The sequence below is a fragment of the Mucilaginibacter sp. genome (assembly GCF_028288205.1).
Lineage (GTDB): Bacteria > Bacteroidota > Bacteroidia > Sphingobacteriales > Sphingobacteriaceae > Mucilaginibacter.
In genome coordinates this window covers 58,479-81,733 of sequence record NZ_JAQBOD010000039.1, presented here as the reverse complement: position 1 = coordinate 81,733, position 23,255 = coordinate 58,479, and the positions used below count along the sequence as shown (strand labels likewise).

Below are 23,255 nucleotides of genomic sequence, written 5' to 3'. Positions count from 1 at the left end.
TCATGAAATTCAACTAAATGAAAAATACTATATTCTTAGCTTTAAGCTTTCTGCTTTTGGCTTGTAGCTCAAATGCCCAGCAGCGACGTTTTAATCCCGATACGGTATTAACGGTAGTAATTGATTCGGCAGTAAATATCAGATCGCACCGGTTAAACGCGCAGGATTTTATTGATGCTGTAGTGGCCGATACCGGTTTTTATAAAGCCTTCCGCAATATGAAACGCTACGGTTTTACTGCCGAGAACAACATCTATACTTATGATAAAAACAATAAGATTGATGGCGAGATATACCGCAAAGTAAAACACACCACCATTGGCGGCAAACACAAAACCGAATACCTGGTAAAGCAGGATAAAGGCAATGTTTATAAAAAGAACGGCAAGTACCAGTTATATACCGTTGAGATGTTCGACTACATTTTTAACAATGCCTATAATTCTGATTTTACCCATACCGACCCGTTGCCGGGTTCGGAAGGGAAGAACGGTTCCTATAAAGACAAGCTAAAAACACTGATATTTTCGCCGGGGCGTAAGGTAACCGGCATACCTTTCCTGAGCGGCAAGACCGAAATATTCGGGAACGATATGCGGCAATATTATTATTATGAATTTGCCCGTGGTAAATATTTAGACTCTATACCTGTTTACCGTTTTAAAGTGATCAAGAAGCCAAGTGTATCAGATAATGATGTAATGATAAGGGAGCTTACCACCATATTTGATATGCGTACCTTTAAAATACTGGGCCGTTATGTTGATATGAAATACAATAATTTCCTGTTCGACTTTGATGTGAAAATGAACATTGAGCTGTTACCCTATAATGGCGAGTTACTACCCGCCAAAATAAGCTACCAGGGCAACTGGAACGTACCATTCCACAAAGAAGAGCGGGCCAGCTTTTTGATTTTGCAAAAGGATTATCATCATAATTAATCACCCGGTCCCGTCGAAGGGCGAACATAGGCTTACAACATAACTTGGCAATCCCTGCGAGTTCATTCAATAGATGGGCGGCACGCTTGGTTTGAGCATCGTCCGCTCTTGGCCGCGGAGGCCCATTACTTTTTCCTTTGATGAAAAAGTAACAAAAAATCAAGTCAGCAAAGAGGCTTCTTTGCCGCACAAGGCCTTTGCCCTGCAAACCATGTAAAACAAGGGCCCGGTCCTTTTGCCCCTGTTGTCGCACCGGGCCACTGCTTCAGCAAAATTACCAATGCCCTTGCCGCCGCACAGCCCAACTTGTTTTACCTGCTTTCGCCCGAAGCTTTTTTGCTGACGCTTTAGATAGAACCAAAATTTTGGTAATTATGAGCAATCAAAAAAGAAGCGGTGGCCTGTCAGCCCACGCGGCCGGGAGTCTGGCCCAGTGTGGTGGCAGCGATTGGGCTGACTTGATCTTTTGGTTACTTTTGTATCAAGACAAAAGTAACAGCCTACCCGCGGCGATTGAGCGGGTGGATTTTCACAATATGTGCGAAAGATACATTATTGCAAGAATAAAATGATGTAGTGGGTTTTTATTAGAGAATAATCAACTTTACCGTGAAATGTCTATAGCTTGATCTTTATATTTCTCGATAAATTCTTTCGCTTCAATAATTGTATGAGGATATCTTACAGTTCCGGTATTCGTTTCATTACGAATATGATAGTAGATAAATCCATTATTATATAAAAAACGCACAACCTTCCATGCATTTAAATCATTTTTTCTTGGGGGTTGAAATAAATGTGGATATAAAATAAAATCGCCATTACATTCCGGGCACTTTTCCGTTATAGGCAAATTATAAGTATCTATATTAAAAGCTTTCCTACAATTTAAACAAACTGACTTTTGTCCCATGATAACTTAATTAAAATTCAGCGTTCTTCGGGAACCTTGGGAAAGGTATCACATCCCTTATATTACCCATACCGGTAACAAACAGCACCAAACGCTCAAAGCCTAAACCAAAGCCGGCATGTTCGCAGGCGCCGAAGCGGCGCGTATCTAAATACCACCAAAGCTCTTCTTTAGGGATATTCATTTCGTCCATGCGTTGCTCCAACTTATCCAAACGCTCCTCACGCTGTGATCCACCTACAATTTCGCCAATACCGGGGAACAATATATCCATCGCACGTACGGTTTTACCGTCATCATTCTGGCGCATGTAGAAGGCTTTTATTTCTTTTGGGTAATCAGTAAGGATAACCGGTTTTTTAAAGTACTTCTCTACCAAATAGCGCTCATGTTCTGATTGCAGATCGGTGCCCCAGCCTTCAACCGGGTATTGAAACTTCTTCTTTTTATTTGGGGTCGATTCTTTTAAAATTTCTATCGCTTCGGTATAAGTTAAACGCTCAAAGTCGTTATCCAAACAAAACTGCAGCTTTTCGGTCAGGCTCATTTCAGAGCGTTCCTGCTGTGGTTTTTGTTTTTCTTCTTCTAATAAACGCTGGGTTAAAAACTCAATGTCGTCCTTGTTCTTATCCAGGGCATAAGCAATTACATATTTAAGCAAGGCCTCGGCAGTATCCATGTTATCTACCAGGTCGCAGAAAGCCATTTCGGGCTCAATCATCCAAAACTCGGCAAGATGGCGGGTGGTATTAGAGTTTTCTGCCCTGAAAGTTGGGCCGAAAGTATAAATATCGCTCAAAGCCATCGCGCCCAGCTCACCCTCCAGTTGCCCGGAAACGGTTAAGTTGGTGGCGCGGCCAAAAAAATCTTGTTTATAATCAGCTTCCCCTGTATCTGTTTTAGGGATATTCAGCAAATCGAAGTTAGTAACGTGGAAAGTCTCGCCCGCGCCCTCCGCGTCGCTCGAGGTAATGATGGGCGTATGCAGATAAACAAACCCTTTCTCCTGGAAAAACTGGTGCACGGCATAAGCCAGACTGTTACGCACACGGAATATCGCCCCAAAAGTATTGGTACGGAAACGCAGGTGCGCAATCTCGCGTAAAAACTCCAGGCTATGTTTTTTGGGTTGCAACGGGTATTTCTCGGGGTCGCTGTCACCTAATATTTCAATGGTATGCGCTTTAACTTCAACGGTTTGTCCCTTACCTAAAGAAGCAACCAAACGGCCAAATACGCTTATGGCGGCGCCGGTTGTTAAACGCTTCAGCAGGGCAGGATTGGCGTTTTCAAAGTCGACAACTACCTGTATATTATTATTGGTTGAGCCATCATTTAAAGCTATGAACTGGTTATTGCGGAAGGTACGTACCCACCCTTTAACAGTTACATCAATATCGGTTGTTGTGCTTTCTAATAATGCTTTGATCTTTATACGCTGACTCATGTTGTAAAAAAAATTTAGAGTCGGCTAAATTACGATTATTTGATGTATGTTCCTTGATTAGACTTACGAAGTTTTATAAACTTCGTAAGTCTTTAACTTCTTTATTAAGTTTGCCTCATCATGAATCCCAAACTAAGCCTTGCTATCGGTATTATCTGTATCTCGTTTTCGCCCATATTGGTAAAACTTGCCGATGCATCGCCAATAGTCTGTGCATTCTACCGCATATTTTTCGCGTGGATATTTTTACTGCCCTATTGCCTGTATAAAAAGAACCTGAAAATGGAGCGCAAGAACATTATCCTTGCCTTAATAGGCGGTGTTGTTTTTGCCAGCGATATTGCCGTTTGGAACTTATCGCTTAAATTGATAAGCGCTACTGTTTCCACGTTATTAGCAAACCTGGCCCCGGTTTGGGTAGGATTATTAAGCTATTTGTTATTCAAAAAGAAATCAGGTTCGTTATTTTGGATAGGTACAGCTATAGCCATTGCGGGCATGGTGGTTTTGGTGGGGATTTCTAACCTGCTGCATCTGCAATTTAATATAGGGATTGTACTTGCGGTAGCGGCCAGCTTACTCTATTCCATTTATATTTTAATAACCAAGGATATTTTAAAACGCATCAGCACCATACCATTTATGTTTTATAATATGCTGGCGGCATGTGTTTTTCTGCTGATGCTTTGCGGCATATTTGGCAACGGCCTGCTGCATTTTAATATAAAAACATGGGGTTGTTTTGCCGTAATGGGTATTATTTGTCAGTTAATGGGTTGGATAACCATTAACTACGCCATCAGCCACCTCGAATCAACCAAAGTAGCTTTAACGCTGCTTAGTCAAACAGTTATTGCCGGTTTATTGGCAGTGCTGATTTTGAATGAAAGTTTGGAGCTGAAAGAGATCATTGGTAGTGTTATTGTGTTGGCGGGGATAGCATTGACTTTTTTGAAACCAAGAGAAATAAAAGTACTTTGAAATTATTGTATTAGCCTATAATTCTCTGTTACTCTGTGTGAACCTCTGTGGACTTTGCGGTTAAATCTTAACACAGAGCACACTGAGATATTCACAAAGGACACCAAGAAGAAAATAATATTTGTCTATACCTTGCAAAAGGTGCATTTGAGGCAGTCTCATTTTTTTGAGCAATCTTGTTTCATCACATTAAAATTAGTCGATTTGCAATTATTTGATTATCAGATTAATGAAGTTAAATCACACCTAAAAATACTGACGAATAAGTTGTTACATTTTGTTACATCACTTTTTCGTAATTACCTAATAAACAATTAATTAAGTCAAAATCTTGTTTCACTTGTTACATTTTGTTTCACACTCGCGTGAAACAAGCATGCCACGTCAAATAAATAATTGTAAATTAACGGTTCGAAAAAATTCAAGGCAATGGATGAATTGCCCTACATTTGCATTTTTAACGCATGATATTAAAATCAACTATCGACCGTATAATGGAAGCCACAGATATTGTGGAAGTGATAGGCGAATTTGTGCAGTTAAAAAAGCGTGGCGCTAACTATGTGGGCCTTTCACCGTTTGCTAATGAGCGTACACCGTCGTTCACGGTATCACCGGCTAAGGGCATCTTTAAAGATTTCTCGTCAGGAAAGGGGGGCAGCGCCGTTACCTTTTTAATGGAGCTGGAAAAATACACCTATCCCGAAGCGTTAAAATGGCTGGCCAAAAAATACAGCATCGAGGTTGAAGAAACGGTAGAGACCGCCGAAAATAAAGAAGAAGAGAACCGCCGCGAAAGCCTGATGATCGTATCAGCCTATGCCGCTAAGTTTTTCCATGAAAGTTTACTGGAGACCGACGAAGGCAAAGCCATAGGCCTGAGCTATTTTAAAGAGCGCGGTTTTAGTGCCGAAACCATAAAGAAATTCGAGCTGGGCTACTCGCCCGATCAATGGGAGGCCTTTACCGGCCAGGCGCTAAAAGAAGGCTACCTGGAAGAGTTTTTAACAGACAGCGGTCTATCTGTCAAAAGAGATAATGGATCGTTGTATGACCGTTATCGCGGCCGTGTGATGTTCCCGATACATAGCTTTACCGGGCGCGTAATTGCCTTTGGCGGCCGAACGTTAAAGAGTGATAAGAATGTACCCAAATATGTAAACTCGCCCGAGTCGGAGATCTACCATAAATCCAATGTGTTGTATGGCTTGCATTTCGCCAAAAAATCTATCAGGGAAGAGGATAATTGTTACCTGGTTGAAGGTTATGCCGATGTGATCTCTGTACACCAGGCAGGTATTGAGAATGTGGTAGCATCATCGGGTACATCATTAACTGTAGAGCAGATAAGGCTGATAGGCCGTCTTACCAAAAACATTACCATATTATATGATGGCGACGCGGCTGGTATAAAGGCTTCGCTGCGCGGACTGGATATGATATTAGAGGAAGGCCTTAACGTAAAAGTGGTGCTTTTCCCGGATGGTCATGACCCTGATTCGTATGTGCGCCTGGTAGGTACCAATGGCTTCAAAAAGCATATTGAAGATAATAAGAAAGATTTTATCCTATATAAAACCAACCTGCTGCTTAAAGAAGTTGGCAATGACCCGATAAAGAAATCGGACGTTATAAGAGATATTGTAGAAAGCATTGCCAAAATACCCGATTCCATCAAGGCATCTGTATTTATAAAAGAATGCAGCCATTTGCTGCAGATTGATGAGCGCGCCCTGCTATCAGAGCTCAACAAAATGCGTAATGCCAAAGCGAAGAAAGATTCGCAGCAGCAAACCAACAGGATGGTAACCCCGGTTGAGGAGTACCCGGTTGATGAACCTGTTGAAGAATATAAAGAAACGTCATCGCAGGAAAAAGAAATTGTGCGCCTGCTGTTACTATACGGCAATAAGGTGATAGATTGGGATGGCATTGCTAATACCTATATTGGTCCGTTTATGATAGCCGAATTGAATGATGTGGATTTTGAGCACCCGGCCAGTAAGGCTTTTATAGAAATTTACAGTAAGGAAGTAGAGAATGGCGTATTGCCCGAAGAACAGCATTTTATACATCACCCTGATAAAGATATTGTAGACCTGGTGGTTACATCAATTGCCACAAAATATACGCTAAGCGACAACTGGTACGAAATGCATAAAATTTTGGTACCCGATGAACAGGCCAATATGAAAGCCACCATATTGGGTGCTATATTTCATTTAAAAAAGCATAAGGTGGGTAAAATGCTCGAAGGCCTGCGCAATGAGTTACAAAAAGAACAAAGTGTAGAGGACCAGGAAATATTGCTTAACCAATACATGAGGATGAAAAAGGTAGAGAAAACCATATCTGATTACCTGGGTTCTGTAATTATAAAATAATGGCGCTGCATAATGACCTGGGCCGCAAAGGCGAAAGCATAGCAAAAACGCATTTAGAAGAGTCGGGTTACGAAATTTTAGATGAAAACTGGACACATGGCAAACTCGAGGTTGACCTGATTGCTTATAAGGACCGGGTTATTATATTTGCCGAAGTAAAAACCCGTACCGGCAACTGGTTTGGCCAACCCGAAGATTTTGTGGATATCCGTAAGCAAAAGCTGCTGGCTAATGCCGCTGATGAATACATCTATTTAATGGATCACCAGGGCGAGGTGCGGTTTGATATTATCGCTATTTTATTTAACAACGAAACAAATTATAAACTGAACCATATTGAAGATGCCTTTTGGCCATCTGCTGATAAATTATGAAACACAGACCGATACTATTTATAGCTGCAATAGCATTTTTTATTTACAGCTGCCAAAATAAAACACAAAATACCGGTGCTGATATTACCATCAGCCCCGAATCAGGCACCAATTTTAAAGCAGGCGATGCAGTGAATATAAAGGTAAGTTATCCATCACCGGTAAAGCCCGATTCTATTGTATACCTGTTAGATTCTGTTAGGCTTTCATCTAAAAAAGATTCATCCGCTTTCAGCTTTAAAACAGATACCATGCCTTTGGGCGCAAGGGTAATTACAGCAAAAGTATACCAGGGTGGTAAAAGCCAGGATGCATCAACCAATATAGTATTGATGGCCGCCAAAGAGCCCGAGGAAATGACCTATAGGATTGAAAAAACATACCCACATGATACCAGCGCGTATACCGAAGGTTTATTATACCAGGACGGCTATTTATACGAGACTACCGGCACCCCGGGTCATTCAGATCTGAGAAAAGTAGACCTTGCAACCGGCAAGGTTGTTCAAAGAGTAAAGCTGGATGCCAAATATTTTGGGGAAGGCAGTGCCATAGTGGGTGATAAAATTGTGATGCTTACCTGGAAAGATAAGGTTGGTTTTGTATTTGATAAAAACACTTTTAAGCTATTGAACACATTTACCAACAACGTTGGAGCAGAAGGGTGGGGTATGGCAAACGATGGTAAAAAACTATATATGGACGATAGCACCAACCGTATATGGTTCCTGGACAAAAACGATTATCACCAAACCGGCTTTATTGATGTTTATGATGACAAGGGGCCTATACAACAGGTAAACGAGCTAGAATATATTGATGGTAAATTATATGCGAACGTTTATACAACCGATACTATTTTAGTTATCAACCCAAAAACCGGTGCCGTATTGCAGCGGATAAACATGGCAAACCTTTGGCCAAACTCAAAGCGCCCGGCAGATTTTGATAAAACCAACAACGTACTAAACGGCATTGCCTGGGACGCAAAAGGCAGGCGTTTATTTGTAACGGGTAAAAAATGGCCTTTTATTTATCAGGTGTCTTTTGTAAAAAAGTAGGTATTAAGCCTTTATTGACGACCATCCATATTTTGTCATAAACTCATTCACTTCTTCGTTGAATGAGTTTTTGGCGTGATGTTGTTCTTGATTTTGTATGTATTTAGTAACCGATTCTAATTGTGATTCACTTACCGAAACAGCAAAATAATCGTCCTGCCAACCGAATTTTTCAGACGTTAAATTATTTTGATTAATCCAAAAGGATGATTCACCTTTTATGAGTTGACTTATTTTAGCAATGCTTTGATCTTTGCCCAAAGAGACAAGACAATGAATATGATCTGAATAGCCATTAATGGATTTCAGGAATATTTCTTTTTCTATGCAATTATCGGCAATATGCTTGTACACATCATATCTAAATTCCTTTTTTAATAATGGCTCGCGGTTCTTTGTAGCAAATACTAAATGAACCCAGATTCTTACAAATGACATAGCGGTTGTTTGGCTAAAGCCAATTAGGTTTTTGCTTTTTCTCCGTCCCATGAATGGGACGGCAATGAATTGTGATTTTTAAATATAAAAAATCCAACTCATAAATAAAGCGGACTAATTTAAATATTCAATTATTGCCGTTGGCTTTAGCCAACGGAACGGATAACATGTAGGAAATGGCTTTAGCCAAATTATCATTTAGTTTGGCTAAAGTCATTCATAATTACTGGCCTAATCCGCCCATAATGGGACGGTAATAAATCTGATTTTTCAATATAAAAAATCCACCTTAAACTAAAGCGGATTAATTTCGCATATCTATTTATTTTATTGCCGTTGGCTTTAGCCAACGGATACTAAGGATAACAAAATTTGGCTTTAGCCAAACGGCGAACAATTCTATTCATTGCCGTTGGCCTTAGCCAACAGATGATACCAAGATATAGAATTTGGCTTTAGCCAAACCTTACCGCCATGCTTTATACTGATTGATCAACCCATTAGTTGATGAATCATGCGATGATATCTTATTAGGAGTTCTTAGCTCAGGTAATATTTTACCGGCCAGTTGCTTGCCCAGCTCAACACCCCATTGGTCAAAGCTGTAAATGTTCCAGATAATGCCTTGTACAAATATCTTATGCTCGTACATGGCTATTAATGAGCCCAGGCTGCGCGGCGTAATTTTCTTAACCAATATAGAGTTGGTAGGGCGGTTACCTTCAAATTCTTTAAACGGCGCAAGTGTTTCAATTTCTTCTGCCGATTTGCCTGCTGCTTTTAGCTCGGCAACAACCTCATCATGGCTCTTGCCATTCATTAAGGCTTCGGTTTGCGCGAAGAAATTGGATAACAGCATGGTATGATGCTCGCCCAATGGGTTATGTGATTGTGCAGGCGCTATAAAATCGCAGGGAATTAATTTTGTGCCCTGGTGTATTAATTGATAAAAGGCATGCTGCCCGTTAGTGCCCGGCTCACCCCAAATTATCGGGCCGGTCGAGTACTCAACAGGTTTGCCGTTACGATCCACATGTTTGCCATTGCTTTCCATATCGCCCTGCTGAAAGTAAGCTGCAAAGCGGTGCATATATTGATCATATGGTAAAATGGCGTTGGTTTCTGCTTCGAAAAAGTTGTTGTACCAAATGCCTACAAGAGCTAATATAGTTGGCAGGTTTTGATCAGGCTCGGCTGTTTTAAAGTGGTTATCCATGGCATGGGCACCAGCTAAAAGCTCATTGAAGTTATCAAAGCCAATGCTTAAAGCTATTGATAAACCAATAGCGCTCCATAAAGAATATCTGCCGCCAACCCAATCCCAAAACTCAAACATGTTTTTGGTATCAATACCAAATTTGCCAACACCATCCGCATTGGTTGATAGGGCGGCGAAATGCTTGGCGACATCACCATCCTTGCCACCGCTGCCGATGAACCAGTCGCGGGCGCTATGAGCATTAGCCATAGTTTCCTGTGTAGTAAAGGTTTTAGAGGCGATAAGGAAAAGCGTAGTTTCGGGGTTTAATCCTTTTAAAGTTTCTGCAATGTGAGTACCATCGACATTAGATACAAAATGCAGGTTTAAATGATTTTTGTATGATTTCAAAGCTTCGGTAACCATTACTGGGCCCAGGTCTGATCCACCAATGCCAATATTCACCACATCGGTAATTGGTTTGCCGGTATAGCCCTTCCATGAGCCGGATATGATGGCTTCGCTAAATTCTTTCATATGCTGCAATACCTTATTTACATCAGGCATTACATCTTTTCCATCTACATAAATTGGTGTATTACTTTGGTTACGCAAAGCGATATGCAGCACCGGGCGGCCTTCGGTAGCATTAATTACCTCGCCGCTAAACATAGCTTTGATTGCCTCATTTACCATACATTCTTTAGCCAACTGTAGCAATAAGGCTATAGTTTGGTCGGTAATCCGGTTTTTGGAGTAATCCAGCAATATGTCTTCAAATTGAACAGAAAATTTAGCAAATCGCTCATTATCAGTATCAAATAAGCCTTTAAGACTTTGCGCCACTACATCAATATAGTGGTCGGCTAAATATTTATAAGATTGGGTGGTAGTAAAATCAATGTTTGGCAGCATAATTGAGTAATTTGTGTGAACAAAAATAGAATTTAATATTAACGTCTATATTAAATTTTAAACTAAGTGACATAGGTGTTATATAACACCGCTACAAGAACGTTTGTTTTGCATTCATCCGATTGTAAAATTCTCAACGATAATTAGGTATCGTTTACATATTTAAAATTATTATTTAATATATTTGTTCTATTGATAAATAAAATGCTTATTTATCATCATTTTGATAACCGGACTTTAAATACACTTGTATTATGTTTGAAAAACTTTTTATGCTTGTTAAAAATAACGCCGGGATGGCTGTTATTCAAAACCCTGTAATTCCTGTAAAATACCACGAGTCAGTGATAAATGAAGCGTCGAGCTCGATCATTGAAGTATTAAAGGGCCAGATGGAAAATGGTAAGCTAAAAGACATGATCAAATATTTTCAATTCCCCGGCATTTATAACAACCCGCTAATTAATAGCACCGTTAATAAATTTGCCAATAAACTGAATAACTACTATGGTATTGAGCCTGTTGCAGCTATGGGAGTAGCTAAAGAGCTTATTCCTCCGGTTATGCAGGAAATGATACAGCAATCAAAAAGCGGGCAAAACAATGATTTTGCATTAAGCAAATTATTGGCTATGCTAAGCGGTAACTATAATATGAACAATTTGCTGAACCAGTTGGCCGTAGCTTAAAAATATTCTCATCTACCTATTAAGGGCCTGTTTGCTAACGCGGACAGGCTTTTTTATTTAGGGAAACAGATTTAATGCGCCGTTTACTCACCCGGTCTTTGCTTCGCTCGACCACCCTCTTCGCCTTTGGCGGAAAGAGGGTCTTTTTGGGGACTAATTTTTCCAACCCTCTTTCCGCGCAGCGAAGAGAGGGTCGACGAGCGCAGCGATGTCGGGGTGAGTAATCGCCGCCAAGTTGTTATTATAACAACTGCATTTTTCTATATTTGCCCCATGACTAAAGAACAGATCCAGGATTTAAGGGATAGATTAATTTCCCTGAGGAGGCATCTTTGACATCGACAAGAAGCTTGATGCATTAAAAATAGAGCAGGATATAACCCTCGATCCCCATTTTTGGGATCATCCTAAGGAAGCTGAAAAGGTTTTAGCCTCTATCAAAACAAAAAAGGTTTGGACAGACGAGTATCAGAAAGTAGCATCAGTAATTGATGATACCGGGGTGCTGTTTGAATTTTTTCGGAGCGGAGATGCTACCGAAGCCGAAATGCAGGAACAATACAACACTGCCATAAAAGTGGTTGAAGAGTTGGAATTTAAAAATATGCTATCGGCCGAAGAGGACCAGTTTAATGCTGTGATGCAAATAACAGCAGGCGCGGGCGGTACAGAAAGCTGCGACTGGGCCGGCATGTTGATGCGGATGTATATTATGTGGGGCGAAAAGAATGGTTACAAAGTAACCGAACAGGATTTCCAGGAAGGGGAGGCTGCCGGTGTAAAAACCGTAACCCTGCAATTAGAGGGCGAGTTTGCCTACGGTTATTTAAAAGGCGAAAACGGTGTGCATCGATTGGTGCGTATATCACCATTCGATTCCAACGCCAAGCGCCATACTTCATTTGCATCAGTATATGTTTATCCATTGGTTGATGATACTATCGAAATAGAGATCAATCCTGCAGATATTGAGTTTGAAACCTTCCGCTCTGGCGGTGCAGGCGGGCAAAACGTAAATAAGGTAGAAACTGCCGTACGTTTGTATCATAAGCCGTCTGGCATCATCATTAAGAACCAGGAGTCGCGCTCGCAATTGCAAAATAAAGATAATGCCATACGTTTACTAAAATCGCAATTATATGAGGCCGAAATGCGTAAGCGCGCCGAAGCATCAAATAAAATTGAAGGTAACAAAAAGAAAATAGAGTGGGGTTCGCAAATACGTAACTATGTATTACACCCTTATAAGTTGGTTAAAGATCTGCGCACCGATCATGAAACATCAAACGCCGCTGCTGTTTTAGATGGGGATCTGAACGATTTTCTAAAAGCCTATCTGATGGAGTTTGGCGGGCCGAAGAGTTAAAGAGTTTAAAAATACTGTTATTTCCGAGCCTGCCTGCAGCCTCGGAACGAGGAGAAGATTGTTCTCACTATCGTTCGAAATGACAATAAAATAATGCAAGAAAGGTTTATTATTGCATAAACCTTTTATTATGAAATTTTTCTGCACCATATTGCTATTAATGGCCATAGCTACTATAACTTATGCACAAGGCACGGCCCCGGTAATACCATTATATACCGATGGCGTACCCAACTCAAAACCAATCCCTGCTACTTATATTGAAAAAAATGGCGATGGCCATGCATCAGCAGTGAGTGTTCCAACCCTAATTCCGTTTTTCCCGGAGAAAGGTAAAGCTACCGGCACCGCTGTAATTATTTGCCCGGGTGGTGGTTATAGTGGTTTAGCTATTGATAAAGAAGGCTATGCAGTAGCGAAAGAGTTTAATAAAATAGGTATTACCGCATTCGTATTAAAATACCGCTTGCCAAGCGATCTGATAATGGTAGATAAAACCATTGGCCCACTGCAGGATGCACAGGTAGCCATAATGATAATACGCAAAAATGCCGGAGCCTGGGGCGTTGATCCGGCTAAGGTTGGCATTATGGGATTTTCGGCAGGCGGCCACCTGGCCTCGACCGTGGGAACACATTTTGATAAAGCAGTTGTAGATAACAAAGATAACATCAGCGTTCGCCCTGATTTTATGTTGTTGCTTTACCCGGTAATTAGCTTTGGCGAATTTGCCAATAAAGGATCGCGGAATAATCTGGTAGGCTTAATCCCAACACCCGAACAAATAGAATTTTACTCGAACGAAAAGCAGGTTACAGCAAACACACCGCCCACCTTTATTGTGCAGGCCGGTGATGATAAAACTGTAGCCGTGCAAAACAGCTTGTTGTTTTATGAGGCATTGCTTAAAAATAAAGTTAAGGCAGAGATGCATCTTTACCAGGCGGGTGGGCATGGCTTTGGGCTGAATAACCCAACAAGCAAAGAACATTGGCTCGACTGGTGCATAAGCTGGATGGATACCAATGGTTTTTAGCAAAACATTTTGTAGTTAGTTTGTTTATGTAATACACTAACCTTAATAGCCATGCTTATCAAGAAAATACTTATCGGGATAGACAATAGTAAATATGCCGAGCACGCTGCCAAATACGGATTTGATATTGCCCATAAATTTAAGGCCCATGTTGGGCTGGTAAACATTGTTGAGCCTACAATAATGCCTTACAATAATTCGGGCGATGTTATATTGGGATCAACCATGCAGGATATGGGTGTGGCTGATATAGATATAATTAGTATCCAAAATGAGATTTCAGAAAGCATCATAAATGACACCATCAAAAAATTTGCCGGTGACCTGAATGTAACGCATTTCAGCGAATTTGGTGATACCGCCGCTGGTATTATCGAATGCAGCAAACAGTTTAAAGCAGATCTGATAGTTGTTGGTACCCACAACCGCAAGGGGCTTGACCGCCTGATAATGGGCAGCGTTGCAGAGCATGTGGTGCGCCACTCAGAAGTGCCGGTTTTGGTGGTACCATTGGCTGAAGAAGATAGTTAACAGGCTATAGATTAATATTAGACCATAACGCGTTTAGTGATTAAATTCGATATAGAAAATTAGCTCCCCCATTAAGTAAGCAAATGCGGCAATAAACCTATAACCGTTAAATATTGTTACTGTACTGTACCACGAACACGTTGATACACCTGGGTACACCCTGGTACACCAAAATTCGTAATATGTTGAAAATTATCGCATTAAATAATTACCAAATAAACTAACTATTAAATTAACATGGTTAGCGATTGAAAATTAAGCAGCAAGCGCCTGTTTAATATGGTAAGGAGCTTGCCGTTTAAATGATAAATTATTGCAGGACGGTCGCAGCGGCCACTTTAGCCATAATTCTTTTAATACAGCAACCTAAACTTAATAGTATGCTCGATAGCTTTAAGCTGATTTAATATCTCGGTATCATAACCGGTGTTAACATCAGTTATTACATAGCCAATCTGCTCGTTAGTAACCAAAAACTCGGCCACTATATTAATGTTATGCCGTGCAAATACCTCATTTATTTTAGCCAGTATACCCGGTACATTTTTATGGATGTGTATTAACCTGTGCGCATTATTTATACGTGGCGGCTGCAAATCAGGAAAGTTACAACTGGTATGCGTTTTTCCTTCGTTCATAAAAGCAATAACTCGTTTCGGTAAAAAATCATCATTACGTGGATTATGCTTAGGGTCGTCAAAAATAATGATTCCACTTTCGCAAGCTGTTTCTGATAGCTTACGGTTTATCTTACCAAAACATCCAATAACTTTTAGCCTGCCTGCATTTTGTACCTGTTCTGGCGTTGGTTGGTTCTCTTCATCACAAAGTAATACACCGGCTTCATCCAGGTATTTCTCTTCAATGCTATCGCGCTGGCGTATGTTATAACCCTCTTTTTGCATTTGGGTTAATACATCCTCTTCAATATTGCCTACAACAAGGCATTTAATGCGGTTTTTTGGGTAGGATATAGCACGAGGTAGCTTATTGATGTATAAAAACTCATCAAAGCTTGGGGTGATATGATCTGCTTTTTCGGCGACAGATTTGCGCTCTATATTTTCTGTAAAAGCGAAGAATTTTTTGATCATGCCTGATTCCTTTAATTGGAAATCAGAGTAACCATCGCCAATGCCATAAATATCGCCTTCCAATTTAAGTTCCTTTAACAGCTTAACTTTGCCGCCTTCCTGCGATAATGGGTTTTCGCGATCATAGCCAATAATGTTACCCTCTTCATCAAACTCAAAAGTATTGGCATAAATGTTTTCCTTTTTGATATGATATTCGGTAACTACTGGTATAATAAATTCTTTAAACCCACCCGATACGATCAAAACCTCGTCCTGGTGATTTTTAAAAAATATAGTATTGCGCGAAAATGAAGTAGAAACCTTTTTCTTTAAGTGGGTTATTAGCTGCTTTAAATGTTCGCGGTTGGCTTGTAAAAGTTTTACGCGCGACTCAAGGCTTTGGCTAAATGACAATCGCCCTTCCATTGAAGCGTTAGTCAGGTCCTCTATCTGCTTATATATTTTTTCTCTGTCGGGATGATTTTTTAGAGATATGCGGGCAAGCTCATCTAAAGCCTCCACCTGTGTAAATGTACTATCGAAATCTATTATAAAATACTGGCTCATTCTCCTTAATATGGGATGTGCAAATGTGCAATTTTTGATTGGCTTTTTTTAAATCAGATAGCATTAAGTTTAATAAATTTATAACTGTAAAAAAACTTAATTTGTATTAAACCTTTTATATATCGGCAGTCTAATGAAATAATTTAGATGGAAAATAGCTATGAAAAAATTAATTTATGTAGTACTGGTTGCTTTGCTGGTATCTGGTATATCATCTTGTACCAGTTATGATTATTATGTTGCCGGTTTAAACAGAACAAATTTAAGCAGGTATCATACTTTTGCCTGGATGCCTATGGCACATAATAACGGTAAGGTAAACACCAACATGGTTGCTGATGCTAAAATTAAAGACGCGGCTACCGCAGCATTGGTAAATAAAGGATTAGCATTAAACCAGCGCGACCCCGATCTGTTAATAAGCTACTCATCAATAGTAGGCCGTGGGGTGCGCACTTATTATTATCCTACCTACTATGGCAGTGGTATATACCCTGGTATGGGCTTTGGTATGGGCTATGGTTTTGGATACGGAGGTTGGGGAGGCTGGGGTGGTTTCTATCGGCCATATTATTATGCTTACGGCGCGCCGTTTGCCTATTATGGCGGATACACAGCCACCGGGCAAGAACATTACAAAGAAGGAACTTTAATCATTGATATAATAGATCGCAGAAGCAAACAGGTAGTTTGGCGCGGGTTTGGAGTTGGCGAAGTGCATCGCAATCATCAAAAAGATATTGACGATTTACCTAAGGTGGTAAACGGTGTTTTAGATCAGCTAAGCCTGGCACCATCAATTGCTCCGCCCGCAGGTGGCCGGTCAGACCGCAGAGGCCCGCGTGGCAGAGGCGCGGTAGTTAGCCCAACTTCAAGCAAATCAATATAAATTTAAAAAAAAGTAAAAAGTTTTATAGCCTTGCAAAATTTTTAAGATTTTGCAAGGCTATTTTATGCAGGGATATTATAGTTTTATAAATGCACTTCGGCCGGTTAAGCTATTGGTTTTTGTATTTACCACTTCTATAAAGTAAGTGCCCGGCAATAATGTGCTTACATCGGTGTGCCATTCGGGCTGTGCAGATGTGCCTGCTTTTACAACAATGCCTGTATTATTAGATATGCTTATTTTGTAAGATGCCGAGGCAGAATCAACTTGTTTTATAGCTAAGTTTATTACAGATTTTGTAGGGTTAGGGTAAACGCTAATATTACTAACAACAGGAGCATTTGGCAGTATAAACGTAATAACCACATTAGTTGAATAGGTTATATTTCCATTAATATCAACCATTTTTAACCGGTATAGATTTTGGCCTGTCACCGGGTGTGGGTCAAGATCATTATAAGTGCCTAAGCCTGCTGATGTTAAACTATCAAGGACAGTAAAGGTACTGCCGCTATTTATGCTCCGTTCTAAAACAAATGTGGTGTAATTACCTTCGTTTTCTGCAGACCAGTTTATTTTAACATCAGTTGTGCCTTTAGTAGCATTAAAGCTTAAAAGATGGACGGCTCTGGTTAAGTTTTGACGTATAACCAGGCTAAATCTATGTGATCCGGTGGTGCTGGTATCGGCGGTTACCATAAAGCTGTAATTAGGATTATGCTTTATATCTAACGAATCCTTTTTATAAGCATCCATTAACCAAACATCATACATGTCAGGTATGTTTTTAGCTTCGGTTAAATTTAACTGATAAGTTCCCGCAGCTGTAACGCTGATATTTAACGGGATAGTTTGAGATTGCTTTGGAAACGGTGTTTGGTAAAGTGCCAAAGCCAATTTATTGCTTGACATTGCCGACAAGCTTACTAAGCCCGATCCTTTTAAATATAAGGCATCATCGCGCTGTGAATAAGCGGTAGTGGCTGCATTGTTAAAAACAATTACGGCTTCATCCTTATTAATGACATCCTTTGTTAACTGAAGGCGCAGGTGCTGGTCAACAATCGGGGTGGCAGCATTTAATAATAAAGCAGCAGGCTGGTTAGTTACTTTTGCCGATTCATTAAATATAAGCTGCGCATTTGAGGCAAGTGCCCGAACAAAAAATCCCTGGCCCTGCGGAATAATGTTTGATCCACCGGGAGCACCTGTTGCAAAACCTGCTGACGAACTTGTGGCGGTATAAACCGAGTAATTTTTTGTAGCCGTATTATAGATATATATAGAATTACTTAAATTGGTTGAGCAGCAAATGCCAGTTGTTGTAGTTGTGTTGTTATATATCGTATTCCAGTTAATAGAACTTGGGTATGGATTGCCCGCAAGGTTAAATCCCTGAATGGATGTTGAACCACTTAAAGTAGAATTAGCTAAAGTACTTGAGCCTGAGTTAAACCAATTTTTAACCACAACCTGCCCCTGGTTTAGATGACCTAAAGTAGTCAATGTAACATCATTTGGAGCTATACTGGCATTAGTGCTGTTATTCCCTCTAAAAAAGAATAATATGCCGTTACCCACTGGCAGGTTAAAGTCGCCATCAATAGTGCTGATACTATAGCTTGGATTATTGTTTATTTTAGTTATCGCTCTATAATTTCCGGCATTAAATGATGTAGCACTTGGTACTTTGTCTTCGCGATATAAATAAATAGTTGGGTTGCCCGAAACGTCAAAACCAGCCGCTGCACCGCCCGAGCCGGTTATGTAAGTACCGCTGCCAAAAAAGTAAGATAGGTTGTAAAAACCTGTTGCCGTTGCATCAGCCACCGGTGATGAAAATAACCGGTAACCACGGTTGGTTAGATCGCCGCCACCAGTTACAAATCGTTGTACATTTACGGTGCCGTTAATAACTCCGGTAACTGTACCTGCAGGGTTTAATGATGCTATAGTTGCAGAGCCTGTGGCGTCTGAATTTAAAGTTAATGATCCCGCTCCGGCTAAAGTTGTAGAGCTGGTTCCGTTAAAGGTAATAACGCTTTGGCTATCTTCGTTAAATTTGCCGCTCATGGTTTTGGCGCCGCCTGTAAAAACGGTATTAAAAAGTGTTGTACCTGTACCGCTGCCGCCAGCTAAACTTTGGCCCGTGCCCGTAAAGTTTACCGTTGGCCCGCTTAAATCTACATAGGTAGTTGTGCCATTACTGGTAAGCGAGTTAGTAAAGCTACCGCTGATGTTTAAATTTTTCGTATTATCACCCTGAACGGTTTTTATACCAGAGCCGCTAAATAATATATTAGCATAGTTAATACCACTTGTTAATGTTGAGTTAGGGATGGCTACATTTGAATAAACAACCTGGTCATTGGTTCCGGTATAACCTATAGTTACTCCTGTGCCTATAGTTATGGTGTTTGTACCCGTTGATGAAAGGCCCGATAATGGCGCAGCACCTGTAAACTGCATTGTAGTACCTGCGGCTATTGCTATAGTTGAATTGTTGGAAGTAATGGCATTACTTGTTTGTATACCCGACAATGTCATTATGCCAGATGCCAAATTAAAAGCAGCATCATCATACTTAGTTCCTGAAGGGTGTGTTGAGGTAAGAGAAAGGTTACCGCTTAAGTTAAGGTTAGCAACAGATGAGGCCAGTGTTTCTGTATAAGAAGCGGCACTAAAATTATTTATTACATTAAGATTGGCAGCATTTATAGTACCGGCACCTGTTAGTGAAGCCGTTTGAACAGTGGCGCTGAGGTTTTGATAGGTAATATCGCCGGTAACTGTTAAAGTAGCACCGCTGCTTACAGAAATTACCGGGGCTGTGGTAGCGCCATTTTGCATCACTATCGAACCTATTTGAGTTACCCCTGCAGCAGATATAGTTGGGGTAGATAAGGTACCTGTAGCACCAATAATAATTTGGTCGGCAGGTCCGGGTACACCACCGGTCCAGTTACCTGCTGTTGTCCATGAAGTGTTGGCGCCTGTGCCTACCCAGGTCTTTTTTTGATAGCAGGTTATATTGATAATCCCACTGCCGCTGCCAGCCGCGTTCCAGGCGGTAACGGTATAATCAGTCGCAGCACTTGATGCGGTTGGTGTGCCGGTAATAGCACCCGAAGTAGCAGTAAAAGTTAAACCTGTAGGCAAAGTTTTGTTTAAAAAATATCCGCCCGATGGCGAAAATTGATAAACCTGGTTACCGGTAAAATTTGCCGAATACACACTGCCTTTTAGATCAAGGGCTAAACCGCGGCAATCAGTAGCATTACTTATGGTATATAAGGTGGTGGAGCTGGCTGGCGTGCAAACCAAAATATTATTACTGCTTGTATTGCCTATATACATCAGGTTGTTTACTTTGTCAATTTTTAATGAAAAGGGAGTACTAAGCCCGGTTTTGAAACTTGAAGCTGTAAATGTTGTAGTATATTTTTCAACCGTATTGTTTCCCTGGTTTAAAACAAAAATATTCCCGGCTGCATCTATATCAACATCAACAGGCGTACTTAAACTTGCAGATATTATTGAGGTCCCAACGCCGGCAGTTGTATATCTGTACACTGCGGTTGACGTGCCATAGCTGGTAATATAAAGCCTGTCCGATGCGTCAATAGCCAAACCATAGGTAGTACCGGCTCCGGTTACCGTAATAGTACTTTGATACGCCCCAGCCGAATTGTATTTATATATAGTGGCGTTTCCATTTAATACATAACAGTTACCGGCCGAATCAAAGACTATTCCCATCGGATTAACAAGGGCAGGAGCACCTGTACCATACGAGGTGGTTATCAGGGTAATACCATCTGATGCATATTTAACTATATTATTTCCGCTAAAATTGGCTATATAGATATTGCCCGAAGCATCAACGGCCATACGTACAGGGTTATTAAATGTTGCGCCGAAAGGCTGTGTTGCTGTGCTGTTGTACCCAACAGTGGTTACAACAGCGCTGCCTGCATTTGTAAGGGTTGGGCTGGTAATAACCGCACTAACAAAATAAGAAACAGGTGTAGTATAACTAATATCGGGTGCTAAAACTTGGGTGGCAATATTGATCTGCGTGGTTGAACTGCCTCCCGAATTGCTTGTATTATAAGCATTAATGGTATAAGTAGTCATGGCGGTTACTGTTGTAGGCGTACCCGTAATACTACCGGTTGTACTGCTAATGCTTAAACCTGCAGGTAAATTAGGGCTTATAAAATAGCCGCCGTTTGGTACATATTTATACAGTTTACTGTTGGTGAAATCTGATACATACAGAATACCCGCGTTATCAGTTATAAGGCCACGTGAGCCGGCTTGGGTAACACTAAAAAGAGCAGTGCCGCCGGCTGAGTTATAAACATTAGCAGTTCCGGCTCCGGGATCACCAACATATATATGGCCCGCGCCATCAACACATAATCCGTACGGCGCTCCGGTAGTTGTTATTAGGGTTGATTGAAATGTTCCGCCTGAATTATATTTAACAACAGTTTTGTTTCCAATATTTAGTATATAAATATTCCCTGCATTATCCAGCGCCACATTAACCGGTTGATTTAAGTTGGTTGTTGACGCTATAGTTAACAGTGGGCTACCCCCGCTGGTACTGCATTTGTAAACTTTGTAGGTATTAGTAGTTGTGCCGCTATAATTAGTAATATATAAATTATCAACAGCATCAATAGCAATGCCGAATGAAGTTTGCAGATTTGTAGCGCCAAAAGTTAAAAGTGTACCGGTTGATCCGCCGGTTGAAGGGTATTTGTATACCTTACTGGCGCCGGTAATATTACTTAGTACATAGCAATTGCCGGATGAATCAAAAACTAAACCTACCGGGTTGATTACCCCTGTAATAAATGAGCTTATTGTGCCCCCCGTACTGTATTTAATAATACTGTTAGTTCCGCTGTCAGCCACGTAAATATTGCCTGAGGCATCCTTGGCTATGCCAAATGGGCTGCTTAAAGTTACACCGGTAACCTGGATGCCCGTACCATATCCGGTAAATGAAGCAATTGCACCGCCGGATGAAGTAGGCGAATAAGTGCTGATAGCCTGGTTAAGAGCGTATGTTTGTGTTGCAGGGCTATAGCTGATGGAGGGCACCGCAACAACACTTAATGTAATAGTTGCAGACGAACTGCCCGTACTGTTAAATGCTTTAATGGTATAGGCTGTTGAAGTAGCAGTGGCTGTAGGTGTGCCGCTTATTATACCGGTAGTGCTATCAAAAGTTAAACCCGCGGGCAATGCAGGGCTAATACTATACCCGGTAGCAATAATTTTTCTGATAACGTTATTGTTATAATCTGCTAAAAATATATTGCCGGTGGTAGGATCTATTTTTAAAACCCTTCCGTCAAATTCGGCCGCTGTGCCAACGGCGTTAATTAAACCTGCGGTTCCGTTGCCCGCTATTGTCGTTACAACTCCTGCAGGAGTTATCATTCTGATAGTGAAATTACCGCTGTCATTAACATATACGTTGCCTGATGCATCAACCGTTACTCCTCTGGGGTTGTTAAAACTTGCAGCAGAACCTGTTCCGTCTGTAGAACCGGCGGTGCCAGCGGTATTGCCGGCAAACAAGGTTACAACGCCTGCAGATGTTATTTTTCTTATTTGGTTATTGTTTTGATCGGCTACATATATATTACCAGCAGCATCAACAGCTATTCCGGTAGGTCCGTTAAACCTGGCAGCTGTAGTTGTACCGTTAGTATTTCCGGTTATTCCGGTTGTACTTCCTGCAAGTAGCGTTACAACGCCTGCGGTCGTTACTTTTCTTATCTCATTATTAGTATAATCAGATACATACATTGCGGTAGCGGTGGAACTGTAGGCAATACCGGCAGGGCCGTTGAAAAGTGCAGCGCTTCCTGTCGCATTGGTAAAGCCGGTGACTCCGGTTGCGCTGCCGGCCAGCAAAGACACTACGCCTGCGGAAGTGATTTTTCGTATTTCGTTATTTGCATAATCGGCAACATATACGTTGCCTGAGCCGTCTACAGTTACATCATACGGAGTGTTGAAGGTAGCACTTATGCCTGTGGCGTTGTTTCTACCGGCAGCGCCGCTTCCGGCAAGTGTTGTTACCACTCCTGCGGCTGTTATCTTCCTTATCGCGTTATTAGTTTGATCAGCAATGTACAGATTTCCTGAAGCATCTATAGTTACCCCTCTGGGTAAAGCAAATTTTACGTTGGTGGTTCCTGTTCCATTCACAAAGCCACTTGTTGTGCCTGCAAAAGTTGAAACGGTACCATAAACAGTGGCAGGAACAGCTCCCCCGGTATTAGTTGGAGATAATGACACAGCACCGCCTACAACAAGTGTCTGCGGAGTGCTATAAGTAATAGCAGGCGCCTGAGCGAGCAATTTGCTGGTTAAAAGTAGTAAAAACAGCAAAAAAATAAAATGTATTGACTTGCTCAATG

At 41.0% G+C, this 23,255-nt stretch carries 16 protein-coding genes; 10 read left to right on the top strand and 6 right to left on the bottom strand.

Features of this window, described 5'->3' with window-relative positions; translation table 11 throughout:
• Positions 1–17: 17 nt before the first annotated feature.
• A complete protein-coding gene (locus JWR23_RS08395; RefSeq protein WP_299515252.1) occupies positions 18–944 on the top strand; it encodes a hypothetical protein in 927 nt (308 codons plus the stop codon).
• 604 nt (positions 945–1,548) lie between these two features.
• On the opposite strand, the gene JWR23_RS08390 is transcribed toward JWR23_RS08395, so the two are convergent.
• Together JWR23_RS08390 and asnS are read right to left on the bottom strand one after the other, a co-directional pair.
• Positions 1,549–1,857, bottom strand: coding sequence for a hypothetical protein (locus JWR23_RS08390; protein ID WP_299515250.1), 309 nt, complete (start codon positions 1,855–1,857; stop codon positions 1,549–1,551).
• 10 nt (positions 1,858–1,867) lie between these two features.
• Entirely contained in the window at positions 1,868–3,304 is a 1,437-nt protein-coding gene (gene asnS, locus JWR23_RS08385) for an asparagine--tRNA ligase (RefSeq protein ID WP_299515249.1), read from the bottom strand.
• A gap of 120 nt (positions 3,305–3,424) precedes the next feature.
• On the opposite strand from asnS, the gene JWR23_RS08380 reads away from it, so the two are divergent.
• The 4 genes from JWR23_RS08380 (at position 3,425) to JWR23_RS08365 (ending at position 8,104) form a co-directional block, all read left to right on the top strand.
• Positions 3,425–4,285 carry a DMT family transporter gene (locus JWR23_RS08380; protein ID WP_299515248.1) on the top strand — a complete coding sequence of 287 codons (861 nt, stop codon included), beginning with the start codon at positions 3,425–3,427 and terminating at the stop codon, positions 4,283–4,285.
• 464 nt (positions 4,286–4,749) lie between these two features.
• Entirely contained in the window at positions 4,750–6,669 is a 1,920-nt protein-coding gene (dnaG, locus tag JWR23_RS08375) for a DNA primase (protein ID WP_299515247.1), read from the top strand.
• Positions 6,669–7,043, top strand: coding sequence for a YraN family protein (locus JWR23_RS08370; RefSeq protein ID WP_299515246.1), 375 nt, complete (start codon positions 6,669–6,671; stop codon positions 7,041–7,043). Before dnaG ends, JWR23_RS08370 begins: the two co-directional genes overlap by 1 nt.
• Positions 7,040–8,104, top strand: a complete 1,065-nt coding sequence (locus JWR23_RS08365; protein ID WP_299515245.1) for a glutaminyl-peptide cyclotransferase — start codon at positions 7,040–7,042, stop codon at positions 8,102–8,104. Before JWR23_RS08370 ends, JWR23_RS08365 begins: the two co-directional genes overlap by 4 nt.
• Before the next feature lie 3 nt (positions 8,105–8,107).
• Here the strand turns inward: JWR23_RS08365 and tnpA are convergent, their stop codons facing one another.
• Together tnpA and pgi are read right to left on the bottom strand one after the other, a co-directional pair.
• Positions 8,108–8,593: an IS200/IS605 family transposase gene (gene tnpA, locus JWR23_RS08360; protein WP_299515244.1), complete on the bottom strand. Its 486-nt coding sequence runs from the start codon at positions 8,591–8,593 to the stop codon at positions 8,108–8,110.
• A 415-nt stretch (positions 8,594–9,008) separates the two neighbouring features.
• The gene (gene pgi, locus JWR23_RS08355; RefSeq protein ID WP_299515243.1) at positions 9,009–10,655 is read right to left on the bottom strand and encodes a glucose-6-phosphate isomerase; all 1,647 of its coding nucleotides are present in this window, start codon (positions 10,653–10,655) and stop codon (positions 9,009–9,011) included.
• Positions 10,656–10,909: 254 nt separating this feature from the next.
• Between pgi and JWR23_RS08350 the strand changes: the two genes are divergently transcribed.
• From JWR23_RS08350 to JWR23_RS08335, 4 genes are all read left to right on the top strand, one after another.
• Positions 10,910–11,344: a hypothetical protein gene (locus tag JWR23_RS08350; RefSeq protein WP_299515241.1), complete on the top strand. Its 435-nt coding sequence runs from the start codon at positions 10,910–10,912 to the stop codon at positions 11,342–11,344.
• Between the two features lie 273 nt (positions 11,345–11,617).
• A protein-coding gene (gene prfB / locus JWR23_RS08345; RefSeq protein ID WP_299515239.1) for a peptide chain release factor 2 occupies positions 11,618–12,710 on the top strand; the annotation gives its coding sequence in 2 pieces (ribosomal slippage) (positions 11,618–11,677 and positions 11,679–12,710; 1,092 coding nt in all).
• A gap of 130 nt (positions 12,711–12,840) precedes the next feature.
• The gene (locus JWR23_RS08340; RefSeq protein ID WP_299515237.1) at positions 12,841–13,746 is read left to right on the top strand and encodes an alpha/beta hydrolase; all 906 of its coding nucleotides are present in this window, start codon (positions 12,841–12,843) and stop codon (positions 13,744–13,746) included.
• Between the two features lie 51 nt (positions 13,747–13,797).
• The gene (locus JWR23_RS08335; RefSeq protein WP_299515236.1) at positions 13,798–14,277 is read left to right on the top strand and encodes a universal stress protein; all 480 of its coding nucleotides are present in this window, start codon (positions 13,798–13,800) and stop codon (positions 14,275–14,277) included.
• A 353-nt stretch (positions 14,278–14,630) separates the two neighbouring features.
• On the opposite strand, the gene JWR23_RS08330 is transcribed toward JWR23_RS08335, so the two are convergent.
• A complete protein-coding gene (locus JWR23_RS08330; protein ID WP_299515234.1) occupies positions 14,631–15,920 on the bottom strand; it encodes an HAD-IB family phosphatase in 1,290 nt (429 codons plus the stop codon).
• Between the two features lie 160 nt (positions 15,921–16,080).
• Between JWR23_RS08330 and JWR23_RS08325 the strand changes: the two genes are divergently transcribed.
• The gene (locus JWR23_RS08325) at positions 16,081–16,809 is read left to right on the top strand and encodes a DUF4136 domain-containing protein (protein WP_299515232.1); all 729 of its coding nucleotides are present in this window, start codon (positions 16,081–16,083) and stop codon (positions 16,807–16,809) included.
• A 75-nt stretch (positions 16,810–16,884) separates the two neighbouring features.
• Here the strand turns inward: JWR23_RS08325 and JWR23_RS08320 are convergent, their stop codons facing one another.
• Entirely contained in the window at positions 16,885–23,253 is a 6,369-nt protein-coding gene (locus tag JWR23_RS08320) for a putative Ig domain-containing protein (RefSeq protein ID WP_299515230.1), read from the bottom strand.
• Between the last annotated feature and the right edge of the window lie 2 nt (positions 23,254–23,255).

What these genes read in the sequence shown, in the direction of transcription:
- JWR23_RS08350 (WP_299515241.1), top strand. Translation starts at nt 10,910, where the DNA reads ATGTTTGAAAAACTTTTTATGCTTGTTAAAAATAACGCCGGGATGGCT.
- JWR23_RS08330 (WP_299515234.1), bottom strand. Translation starts at nt 15,920, where the DNA reads ATGAGCCAGTATTTTATAATAGATTTCGATAGTACATTTACACAGGTG.
- JWR23_RS08395 (WP_299515252.1), top strand. Translation starts at nt 18, where the DNA reads ATGAAAAATACTATATTCTTAGCTTTAAGCTTTCTGCTTTTGGCTTGT.
- pgi (WP_299515243.1), bottom strand. Translation starts at nt 10,655, where the DNA reads ATGCTGCCAAACATTGATTTTACTACCACCCAATCTTATAAATATTTA.
- dnaG (WP_299515247.1), top strand. Translation starts at nt 4,750, where the DNA reads ATGATATTAAAATCAACTATCGACCGTATAATGGAAGCCACAGATATT.
- JWR23_RS08365 (WP_299515245.1), top strand. Translation starts at nt 7,040, where the DNA reads ATGAAACACAGACCGATACTATTTATAGCTGCAATAGCATTTTTTATT.
- JWR23_RS08390 (WP_299515250.1), bottom strand. Translation starts at nt 1,857, where the DNA reads ATGGGACAAAAGTCAGTTTGTTTAAATTGTAGGAAAGCTTTTAATATA.
- JWR23_RS08335 (WP_299515236.1), top strand. Translation starts at nt 13,798, where the DNA reads ATGCTTATCAAGAAAATACTTATCGGGATAGACAATAGTAAATATGCC.
- JWR23_RS08370 (WP_299515246.1), top strand. Translation starts at nt 6,669, where the DNA reads ATGGCGCTGCATAATGACCTGGGCCGCAAAGGCGAAAGCATAGCAAAA.
- JWR23_RS08325 (WP_299515232.1), top strand. Translation starts at nt 16,081, where the DNA reads ATGAAAAAATTAATTTATGTAGTACTGGTTGCTTTGCTGGTATCTGGT.
- JWR23_RS08380 (WP_299515248.1), top strand. Translation starts at nt 3,425, where the DNA reads ATGAATCCCAAACTAAGCCTTGCTATCGGTATTATCTGTATCTCGTTT.
- tnpA (WP_299515244.1), bottom strand. Translation starts at nt 8,593, where the DNA reads ATGGGACGGAGAAAAAGCAAAAACCTAATTGGCTTTAGCCAAACAACC.
- asnS (WP_299515249.1), bottom strand. Translation starts at nt 3,304, where the DNA reads ATGAGTCAGCGTATAAAGATCAAAGCATTATTAGAAAGCACAACAACC.
- JWR23_RS08340 (WP_299515237.1), top strand. Translation starts at nt 12,841, where the DNA reads ATGAAATTTTTCTGCACCATATTGCTATTAATGGCCATAGCTACTATA.